This window comes from Microbacterium sp., assembly GCF_032084865.1.
Classification (GTDB): Bacteria; Actinomycetota; Actinomycetes; order Actinomycetales; family Microbacteriaceae; genus Microbacterium.
In genome coordinates this window covers 1-8,856 of sequence record NZ_DAMDLU010000122.1, presented here as the reverse complement: position 1 = coordinate 8,856, position 8,856 = coordinate 1, and the positions used below count along the sequence as shown (strand labels likewise).

Genomic DNA, 8,856 nt, shown 5'->3' with positions numbered 1-8,856 from the left:
GGGCCGACGCCAGGGGAGACCGCTGAGCGCGGGAACCCCGCCGAGCAGGGTGCGACCGAGCCGACGGCTGTGCAGGGGTCAGCGACCGAACCCGCGGTGACCCAGCCGCCGGCGACCCGACCGGCGCAGCCCGGACAGGACCACCCGTCCCTCGACGCTCTGTTCACCCCTGAGGCCGCGACCCCCGTGCCCCGCAAGCGGCGCGGCCGCGGCTGCCTGGTCGCCCTGATCGTGCTGCTGGTGATCGGCGGCATCATCGCCGGGGCGGGCGTGTGGGTCTACAACACCTACCAAAGCCAGATCGACGACATCATGGGCTGGGGTGAGCCGAAGGACTACGAATCGGGCATCGCCACCGGAGAGGCGTTCGTGACGATCAAGAAGGGCGATACCGGATCGCCGGTGTCGACGGCGCTGTTCCAGGCGAAGGTCACCAAGACCGACCGGGTGTTCTACGACTATCTGATCGAGAACGAACCCGACGCCACCTTCTACCCCGGGGTGTACAAGCTCCAGCAGAAGATGACGGCCGCGGCGGCGTTGAAGGCGCTGGCGAACCCCGAGAACCGCATGGCCAACACCGTGCGCATCGCCGAGGGCAGCACCGTCGCATCGTCGCTGCCGCAGATTGCAGAGGGTGTCGGCATCCCGATCGAGGATCTGCAGGCTGCCGTTCAGGATCCCGCCGCGTACGGCGTCTCCGCGCAGAACCTCGAGGGCTGGCTGTTCCCGGCCGTCTACACGTTCGACCCCGGCTCGACCGCGAACGACGTGATCGCCGCGATGGTCGATCGCACCCGCGAATCGCTGTCGAAGGCGGGCGTTCCCGCAGAGGACGTGCAGCGCGTGCTCACGATCGCCTCGATCATCGAGCGCGAGGCGCGCACCGCGGACTTCCCGAAGGTGTCGCGCGTCATCGCGAACCGCGTCGCCGACGGCATGATGCTGCAGATGGACTCGACCGCACAGTACGGGTACGGCGAACTGCACGCCGGCAAGGCGAGCACCTCGGAAGCCGCCCAGCATGACGACAACCCGTGGAACACGTACGTGATCACCGGGCTTCCGGTGACACCGATCGCCAATGCGGGGGACGCCGCCATCGACGCGGCCATGCATCCGGTCGACGGTCCGTGGCTGTACTTCGTCACGATCGACATGTCGACCGGTGAGACCCAGTTCTCCGAGACGTACGAGGAGCATCAGCAGGGCATCAAGAAGATGCGCGCGTGGTGCTCGGCGCATCCCGACTACACGGGCTGCTGACGTGACCGGGCGCACCCGGCTCGCCGTCTGGGGCGACCCGATCGGTCACAGCCGCTCACCGCAGCTGCACACCGCCGCCTACCGGCATCTCGGTCTCGAGTGGACCTACCAGCGCCGTCAGGTCGACCGGGCCGGGTTCGTCCCCGCACTCACCTCGCTCGACGACTCGTGGCGCGGACTGTCGCTGACCATGCCGCTGAAAGAAGTCGCGCACGACGCAGTCGACGAGCTCGACCGTCATGCGGCCCTCACCGGTGCGGTGAACACCCTGCTTCTCGGCGAGACCCTGCGCGGATTCAACACCGATGTGGGTGGCATCGTCGACGCCTTCACCCACGCCGGGGTCGCCGAGGTGCGACGCGCTCGCATCCTCGGGGCCGGAGCCACCGCGGCATCCGCGCTGGTCGCGCTGAGCGACCTCGGTGCGACCGAGGTCGAGTTCCGCGCCCGGCGTCCGGATGCCGCCGACCGGCTCCGCCCGACGGCCGAGGCACTCGGCGTGCAGCTGCGCACCGCGGACTTCAGAGCTCCCGCATCCGACGTCGACGCGACGGTCGCGACGCTGCCGAGCGGCACCGTGCTCGACACCGACATCGCGATGCCTCTCGCCGCCGTCGGCGGCACGCTCTTCGAGGCGGCATACGCGCCTTGGCCGTCGGCCCTGGCAGCGGTCTGGCCGTCGCCGACCGTCATCTCCGGCTTCGAGATGCTGCTGTTCCAGGCCGTCCGGCAGATCCGCATCTTCCGCGACGGCGACCAGCAGCGCGAGCTGCCCGACGAGGCCGTCACAGTCGACATCATGCGGTCGGCGGGCATGGGAGACTAGAGCAATGCTCCGCGTGCTCACTGCCGGCGAATCCCACGGCCCCGAACTCATCGCCATCGTCGAGGGTCTGCCCTCGGGTGTGACGGTCACGGCCGAGGCCATCCAGGCCGACCTCCAGCGTCGCAAGCTCGGCTATGGTCGCGGCTCGCGCATGAAGTTCGAGCAGGATGAGCTGACCATCTCCAGCGGTGTTCGGCACGGACTCACCCTCGGCAGCCCGATCGCACTGCGCATCGGAAACACCGAGTGGCCGAAGTGGACCGAGGTGATGAACCCGGCGCCCACCGAGCTGACCGAGAAGTCCCGCGGACGGGGCGCGGCGCTGACCCGCCCTCGACCCGGTCATGCCGACCTCGTCGGCATGCAGAAGTACGATTTCGACGAGGCGCGGCCGATCCTCGAGCGCGCGAGCGCCCGAGAGACCGCCGCACGCGTCGCCCTCGGCGCGGTGGCCCGCTCGTTCCTGTCTGAGCTCGGGATCCGCCTGGTCAGCCACACCCTCTCGATCGGTCCGGTGCAGGCGCCGGATGACGCGGCGCTGCCCACGCCCGACGACGTCGAGGCGCTCGACGCCGATCCGCTGCGCTGCTTCGACGCCGAGACATCAGCCCGCATGGTCGCCGAGGTCGACTCGGCCCGCAAGGACGGCGACACCCTCGGTGGCATCGTCGAGGTGCTCGCCTACGGGCTGCCGCCGGGGATCGGCTCTCACGTGCACTGGGACCGCCGGCTCGACGGCCGCCTCGCGCAGGCGCTGATGAGCATCCAGGCGATCAAGGCTGTGGAAGTCGGTGACGGTTTCGAGACGACGCGCCGCCGCGGTTCTGCCGCCCACGACGAGCTTTTCGCCGCGAACGACGGCATCACCCGGGCATCCGACCGCGCCGGCGGCATCGAGGGCGGCATGAGCACCGGCACGGTGCTGCGCGTCCGGGCCGGCATGAAGCCCATCGCCACGGTGCCCCGTGCCCTGCGCACGGTCGACGTCGCCTCCGGCGAGACCGCCACGGCGCACCACCAGCGTTCCGACGTCTGCGCCGTTCCGGCTGCGGGTGTCGTCGCCGAGGCCATGGTCGCCATCGAGCTCGCGAACTCGCTGCTCGAGAAGTTCGGCGGCGACAGCATCCGCGAGACACGACGCAACCTCGAGTCCTACCTGGCCGCGATCCCCGAGTCGCTGCGCACCGCACCCGCATCCGAGGCGGCACTGCTCGCCCATGATGAGCTCGTCTGACCATCCGCTGACCCTCGTGCTGGTGGGTCCGATGGCAGCGGGCAAGACGAGCGTCGGCCGCAAGGTCGCCCGGCTGCTCGACGTGCCGTTCATCGACACCGACAAGCGCATCGCGGCCGAGCACGGCCCGATCCCGGCGATCTTCGCCGCGCACGGCGAAGCACGCTTCCGCGAGCTCGAGCGCGAGGCCGTCGCGGCGGCGATCGCGGAGGGCGGTGTGGTGTCGCTGGGCGGGGGAGCGGTGACGGATGCCGATACTCGTGCCCTGCTGCACCGGCATCCGGTCGTCTTCCTCACCGTCACCGCAGAGGCCGTCGAAAGACGCATCAGCGGAGGCAGCCGCCCGCTGCTGGCAGGCGAGGATGACCCCGTGGAGAGGTGGCGCACCATCTTCGACCAGCGGCGAAGCTGGTATGAGGAGGTCGCCGACCTCACCGTCGACACATCACGCAGACCCATGCGGGCATTGGCGGAGAAGATCGCCGCCTGGAGGAGGAAGCAGCCATGACCACCACCACGATCAGCGTCTCCGGACACACGCCCTATGACATCACCGTGGGGCGGGGCATCCTCGACCGCGTGCAGGCGGCTCTCGACCCCGCGGTGCGCAAGGTGCTCGTCGTGCATCCGCCCACCCTCGGCAAGCGGGCGGCCGAGCTGCGGGAGCGACTCATGTCGGACGGCGGTCTCGAGGTGCTGCTCGCCGAGATCCCGGATGCCGAGGCCGGCAAGCGCATCGAGGTCGCGGCGTTCTGCTGGCAGGTGATGGGCCAGGCCGACTTCACCCGCACCGATGCCGTCGTCGGCTACGGCGGCGGGTCGGTGACCGATGTCGCCGGCTTCGTCGCCGCCACGTGGCTGCGCGGCGTGCAGGTGGTGCAGGTGCCGACCACGGTGCTCGGGCTGGTCGACGCGGCCGTGGGCGGTAAGACGGGCGTGAACACAGCCGAGGGCAAGAACATGGTCGGGGCGTTCTGGGCGCCGCGCGCGGTCGTCGGGGATCTGGACGAGCTGCAGACCCTGAGCGCGAACGAGGCGACAGCGGGATACGCAGAGGTCGTGAAGGCGGGGTTCATCTGGGCGCCCGAGATCCTCGACATCATCGAGGCCTCTCCCGAGCGGGCGGTCGATCCGACGACCGACGGGTTCCGCCGCACGGTCGAGCTGGCGATCGACATGAAGGCGAAGGTCGTCTCGGATGACTTCCGCGAGGCCGGTCTGCGCGAGATCCTCAACTACGGCCACACGCTCGGGCATGCGATCGAGCACGCCGAGCGGTACCAGTGGCGCCACGGGGCGGCGATCTCGATCGGCATGATGTACGCCGCCGAGCTGTCGCGTCTGGCGGGTCGGCTGTCGGATTCCGGTGCCGACCGGCACCGCTCGGTGCTCGAGTCGCTCGGGCTGCCGACCAGCTACCGCGCGGGCGCCTGGCCGCAGCTGCTGGCCACCATGCAGCGTGACAAGAAGGCGCGGGGCGGGATGCTGCGCTTCATCCTGCTTGACGACATCGCCAAGCCCACTGTGGTGCAGGCGCCCGACGAGTCGCTGATGTTCGCCGCCTACCAGGAGATCGTGGGATGACCGAGCCGCGCAGGATGATGCTGTTGAACGGTCCGAACCTCAACTTGCTGGGCACGCGGGAGCGCGACGTCTACGGCACCGCGACGCTGGCCGATGTCGAGCAGCTCACCGCGGCGGCGGCGGCGGATGCCGGGTATGAGCTGCGCGCGCTGCAGAGCAACCACGAAGGCGCGCTGATCGACGCCATCCATGCAGCCCGGGAGGATTGCGCGGCGATCGTCATCAACCCCGGCGGGCTCACGCACACCTCGGTGTCGCTGCGCGACGCGCTGACGGGAGTCGGCCTGCCGTTCGCCGAGGTGCACATCTCGGACGTGTACGCGCGGGAGAAGTTCCGGCATTTCTCGTACCTCGACGACGTCGCCACCGTGCGCGTGGTCGGCGAGGGCGTCGACGGCTACGCGCGGGCCGTGCGGGAGCTGACCGCGCTGCTCTGACCTCAGTCTGCCCAGAAGGGGCGGGCTCGCGCGCTCAGCTCCGACACGGCGCCGACGTCGAGACGCACCCGCGTCTCGACGATGCCGAATGCCGGCCACTGCACGACCACTTCGATGGCTCCGTCGGGCGGCAGCGGCCACAGCCAGAGATGATCGGCCGTCGAGTAGGCATGTGCACCGCCGCCGCCGCCCTGCTCACGCCGGCTGAGCATGTACTGGTCGGGTTCGGCCATCGGATCACCGCCACCGAAGAAGGGGGAGGCGTCGGTCACCTTCGTTCCGTCGGCCAGCACCATCCCGACGCGGAAGCGCCCGCCCGGGTCGTCCGAGCCGTAGGGCATGTGCTCCATGAAGGCGCCGGTCAGCTCGTTCCACTCCTTGACGGCGAGGCCATTGCGGCGCAGACGCCGTTCTACGCGAAGCTCGATGCCGTCGGAGTAGACGGCGACGCCGGCGACTGCGACAGCGACGTGCTCTGTGGCGGCCAGGATCTCGGGCGTCGCGACGAGCATCGGCAGCTCTGTCTCCGGGGCCTGCCACCACCGCGGCTGAGGGGACTCGTCATCATCCTGCTCGGGCATCGGGGGATCAGGTGGGAAGAAGCTCACGCGGCCAGTCCACCACGCGATCGAGGTGCCTGTACAGGGCGCATGCGCGAGGCCCGGCTGCGTGCCCTCACTGGCGATCACGCGCGACGAAGCCGCGCGCTCGTCTCAGCCGTGTTCAGGTACAGCCTGCGACCGTGAATCGTCGCGCCACCGGAAGCGGTTCATGAATGCGGCGAGACGAGGAACCCTCGCCGTCGACAGGTAGATGCCGTAGCCGATCATCCCTCCCGCGGTGTTCCATATGAGGTCGTTGACGTCGGCGATGTGCCCGCCGGCGAAGTAGGCCTGAGCGGCGAGCTGCGCGAGCTCGATTCCGAGGCTGATCGAGGCGGCGATCAAGGTGACGCTCCGCCAGGACGCACGCTGGATGAAGAGCGGGATGAGGAACCCCAACGGCAGGAACACCGCAAGGTTCGTCAGCGCATCCTCGACTTCATAGTCGTAGAAGGGTATGAGTGCGATCGCGGGGCTCCACGCAGTATCGCTTTCGGCGGGTGACAGATAGATCGGAAAGACGGTGTTCGCGAAGATCCCGGCAGCGTAGGTCGCGACCACAGCCGCAGTGATGGTTCGCGGCAGCGTGAAATCCTCCCGCCGCGAGCGACGAACGAGAAGCAGAACGAACAATGCGACGCCCAGGGGTATCGCCACCGGCAGAACGGGAACCTGACCGAACGGATTTGCGGACACTCCGGGAACCTATCGGAGTCTCTTGTGCGGGGCGGTCGTTCGCTGTCGACTCCCGGCCCGTGTCGGGCCGCTGCCCGAGCGGACGGAGACCGCGCGAGATGGAACGCCCATCGTCGTTCGCCGTGCCCGGATCCTTGCGGGTCGGCGTGCCCGGATCAGGAGGGGCCGAGGAGCTCGTGCAGCACGCGGCGAGCGAACTCGGACTGGCCCGGAGCGGCGTTGGTCAGCATGATCAGACCTTTCCATAAGGCCCATCCCGCTCCCCGCGCCCAGGTTGCGTCATCGAGCCGAAGACTTCTGCGGAACGCCTGGCGTGCCTTGGCTCGGAACTGCGTCCAGAAGATCACGGTGTCGCATGCCGGATCACCGACTGCGGAGCAGCCGAAGTCGAGCACGGCGCGGAGCGAGTGCTGCGCGTCGACCAGCAGGTTTCCGATCGCCACATCACCGTGCAGCCAGACCGCGGCTGCCTCGTGTGGTGATGTCGTCGCGTCGCGCCACACGCCTGCTGCCCGGTCTCGCTGCCGAGCGGGAAGCAGACCGAGTCGCTCGCTTACCTGATCGTCCCACTGCTCGACGGGAGCGCCGCGCCCCGCGCTGTGGGAACCGGGAACGGGGCCGCCGGCTGAGTCGATATCCTGCAGGACGCTGAGGAAGTCGCCGAGAGCTGTGGCAGCAGCTTCGTCTTCGCCGAGCAGAGCAGGCTCGGGGCGTCGTCCGTCGATCCAGTCGTAGACCGACCAGGGTGCCGGGAACGCATCGCTAGGGTCGCCGCGCCCGACGACCTCCGGGATCTGCAGGGTCAGCTGGCGACGCAATCGCGGCAGCCACTGCTGTTCCTTTCGCACCTGGGGGACATAGGCGACAGCAGCAGGCAGGCGCACCACGAGCTCGCGGCCCAGCCGGAACATGCGGTGGTCGTTCCCCGCGTGGACGACCGGGTGTACGGGCAGCTCGGCCCACGCCGGGAACTGCTCGCGGAGGAGGCCGCGGATGAGGTCAGCGTCGATCGCAGCGCGCTCGGGGAACGACCCGCTCATTCCGACGCCTGCCGATGTGCAGCGAGCAGGCCAGCGGCGCGTGCTCTGGTGTGCGGATCGCCGTGTGCGCTCGTCATGATGAAACGAGCCTAGCCACATGCTTTCGACGAACGTTCTCAGCAACCTGACCCGGCGGCGAGGAGACTGACCGTTCAGCGACAGAGCTGGTTGACTGATGTGATGCTCCTCAATCTCGTCGCTTCAGGCCGAGGGCCGAGAAGCGCTCTGTTGCTGCACGGTATGTGTGGTTCGAGTGAGAGCTGGGGTGCCGTGACCGATCGCCTGATCGACAGCGGTTACAGAGTGCTGGCAGTCGATCTGCCGGGTCACGGATTCTCGCCGCGTGACGCAGCGACCTCGGTTTCGGCTGCGGCTGATGCTGTGGTGGAGACAGTGAGAACCGGCGTCTCGGGCCCTCTCGCCGTCGCCATGGGCCACTCGTATGGCGGGTCGGTTCTCGCGGCGGCCGTGGGCCGGTTGCGCCCGACAACTGCGGTCTACATCGATGCCGGCATGCTGATTCGAGGCGGTCAGAACCGCGAAGCACTCATCGAACAGTACGAGAACGATCGGCGGCTCCGCAGCCGACGAGGCTGGCTGCGACGAGCTCGCCCCTACTACGACGAGCGCGCCATCGATGCGGAAGTCCGCGCTGCCGAGCGCTTCGACCCTGCGACCATGGCCGCGGTCTCTCTGGGCGACGACGTCAGATGGGAGCCCGAGCCCGGATCCATCGTTGTGAGAGCGAACCCCAGCGATTGGGTCCCCGAGCGCTCTGCTGCTGATCTCATTCATCGCGGTGTGCACGTGCGCGAGATCCCCGGCGCAGCACATACCGTCTGGTACAGCCACCTCCACGAGTTCGTGGATGCTCTCCCCGAGGTCTTCCCCGTCTGAGAGCCGATCGGCCGGTCGCGATCGTCAGAAGGGTGGCGGAGCAGCGCTGCGGAAACCGGTGGGGGTGATGACCTGGACGGTGCGGTCGGGTCGGGTGCGGTAGCGGATGCGGGTGCGATGTCGCAGGGTGTGATCGCGGGGGCAGAGCGGGCGGAGTTGGGTGAGGTCGGTGGTGCCGCCCTTCGCCCAGGGGCGATCATGGTCGAGGTCGGCGTCGACGGCGAGGTGGGTGCACCCGTCGCGGGAGCAGGTGCCGTGCTGCAGGGTGAGCCAG

11 protein-coding genes are annotated in these 8,856 nt (G+C 68.9%); 7 read left to right on the top strand and 4 right to left on the bottom strand.

What is annotated here, in order from left to right; all coding sequences use genetic code 11:
* The 6 genes from mltG to RT309_RS11725 all read left to right on the top strand — a co-directional run.
* The coding region (gene mltG, locus RT309_RS11750) for an endolytic transglycosylase MltG (RefSeq protein ID WP_313357264.1) at window positions 1–1,266 on the top strand (1,266 nt) is incomplete at its 5' end.
* A 1-nt stretch (window position 1,267) separates the two neighbouring features.
* The gene (locus RT309_RS11745; protein WP_313357263.1) at window positions 1,268–2,092 is read left to right on the top strand and encodes a shikimate dehydrogenase; all 825 of its coding nucleotides are present in this window, start codon (window positions 1,268–1,270) and stop codon (window positions 2,090–2,092) included.
* Window positions 2,093–2,096: 4 nt separating this feature from the next.
* A complete protein-coding gene (gene aroC, locus RT309_RS11740; RefSeq protein ID WP_313357261.1) occupies window positions 2,097–3,326 on the top strand; it encodes a chorismate synthase in 1,230 nt (409 codons plus the stop codon).
* Window positions 3,313–3,834, top strand: coding sequence for a shikimate kinase (locus tag RT309_RS11735; RefSeq protein ID WP_313357259.1), 522 nt, complete (start codon window positions 3,313–3,315; stop codon window positions 3,832–3,834). Before aroC ends, RT309_RS11735 begins: the two co-directional genes overlap by 14 nt.
* The gene (gene aroB, locus RT309_RS11730; RefSeq protein WP_313357257.1) at window positions 3,831–4,910 is read left to right on the top strand and encodes a 3-dehydroquinate synthase; all 1,080 of its coding nucleotides are present in this window, start codon (window positions 3,831–3,833) and stop codon (window positions 4,908–4,910) included. Before RT309_RS11735 ends, aroB begins: the two co-directional genes overlap by 4 nt.
* Complete coding sequence (locus RT309_RS11725) at window positions 4,907–5,347, top strand: type II 3-dehydroquinate dehydratase (RefSeq protein ID WP_313357255.1); 441 nt, start codon at window positions 4,907–4,909, stop codon at window positions 5,345–5,347. The genes aroB and RT309_RS11725 overlap by 4 nt, the downstream gene beginning before the upstream one ends.
* A gap of 2 nt (window positions 5,348–5,349) precedes the next feature.
* Here RT309_RS11725 and RT309_RS11720 read toward each other — a convergent pair whose 3' ends face one another.
* The 3 genes from RT309_RS11720 to RT309_RS11710 all read right to left on the bottom strand — a co-directional run bounded on the left by RT309_RS11720 (window position 5,350) and on the right by RT309_RS11710 (window position 7,685).
* Entirely contained in the window at window positions 5,350–5,928 is a 579-nt protein-coding gene (locus RT309_RS11720) for a hypothetical protein (RefSeq protein ID WP_313357254.1), read from the bottom strand.
* Between the two features lie 132 nt (window positions 5,929–6,060).
* Window positions 6,061–6,645, bottom strand: coding sequence for a VanZ family protein (locus RT309_RS11715; protein WP_313357252.1), 585 nt, complete (start codon window positions 6,643–6,645; stop codon window positions 6,061–6,063).
* Between the two features lie 155 nt (window positions 6,646–6,800).
* On the bottom strand, window positions 6,801–7,685 hold the full coding sequence (locus RT309_RS11710) for an aminoglycoside phosphotransferase family protein (RefSeq protein ID WP_313357250.1): 885 nt from the start codon (window positions 7,683–7,685) through the stop codon (window positions 6,801–6,803).
* 180 nt (window positions 7,686–7,865) lie between these two features.
* Here RT309_RS11710 and RT309_RS11705 point away from each other — a divergent pair, with 180 nt between their 5' ends.
* On the top strand, window positions 7,866–8,582 hold the full coding sequence (locus RT309_RS11705; RefSeq protein ID WP_313357247.1) for an alpha/beta hydrolase: 717 nt from the start codon (window positions 7,866–7,868) through the stop codon (window positions 8,580–8,582).
* A gap of 24 nt (window positions 8,583–8,606) precedes the next feature.
* On the opposite strand, the gene RT309_RS11700 is transcribed toward RT309_RS11705, so the two are convergent.
* Window positions 8,607–8,856: HNH endonuclease signature motif containing protein (locus RT309_RS11700; RefSeq protein WP_313357245.1), on the bottom strand; the 250-nt coding region annotated here is incomplete at its 5' end.

Coding starts and splice junctions, on each gene's coding strand:
- RT309_RS11705 (WP_313357247.1), top strand. CDS start 7,866: ATGCTCCTCAATCTCGTCGCTTCAGGCCGAGGGCCGAGAAGCGCTCTG.
- RT309_RS11725 (WP_313357255.1), top strand. CDS start 4,907: ATGACCGAGCCGCGCAGGATGATGCTGTTGAACGGTCCGAACCTCAAC.
- RT309_RS11710 (WP_313357250.1), bottom strand. CDS start 7,685: ATGAGCGGGTCGTTCCCCGAGCGCGCTGCGATCGACGCTGACCTCATC.
- RT309_RS11720 (WP_313357254.1), bottom strand. CDS start 5,928: ATGCCCGAGCAGGATGATGACGAGTCCCCTCAGCCGCGGTGGTGGCAG.
- aroB (WP_313357257.1), top strand. CDS start 3,831: ATGACCACCACCACGATCAGCGTCTCCGGACACACGCCCTATGACATC.
- aroC (WP_313357261.1), top strand. CDS start 2,097: ATGCTCCGCGTGCTCACTGCCGGCGAATCCCACGGCCCCGAACTCATC.
- RT309_RS11735 (WP_313357259.1), top strand. CDS start 3,313: ATGAGCTCGTCTGACCATCCGCTGACCCTCGTGCTGGTGGGTCCGATG.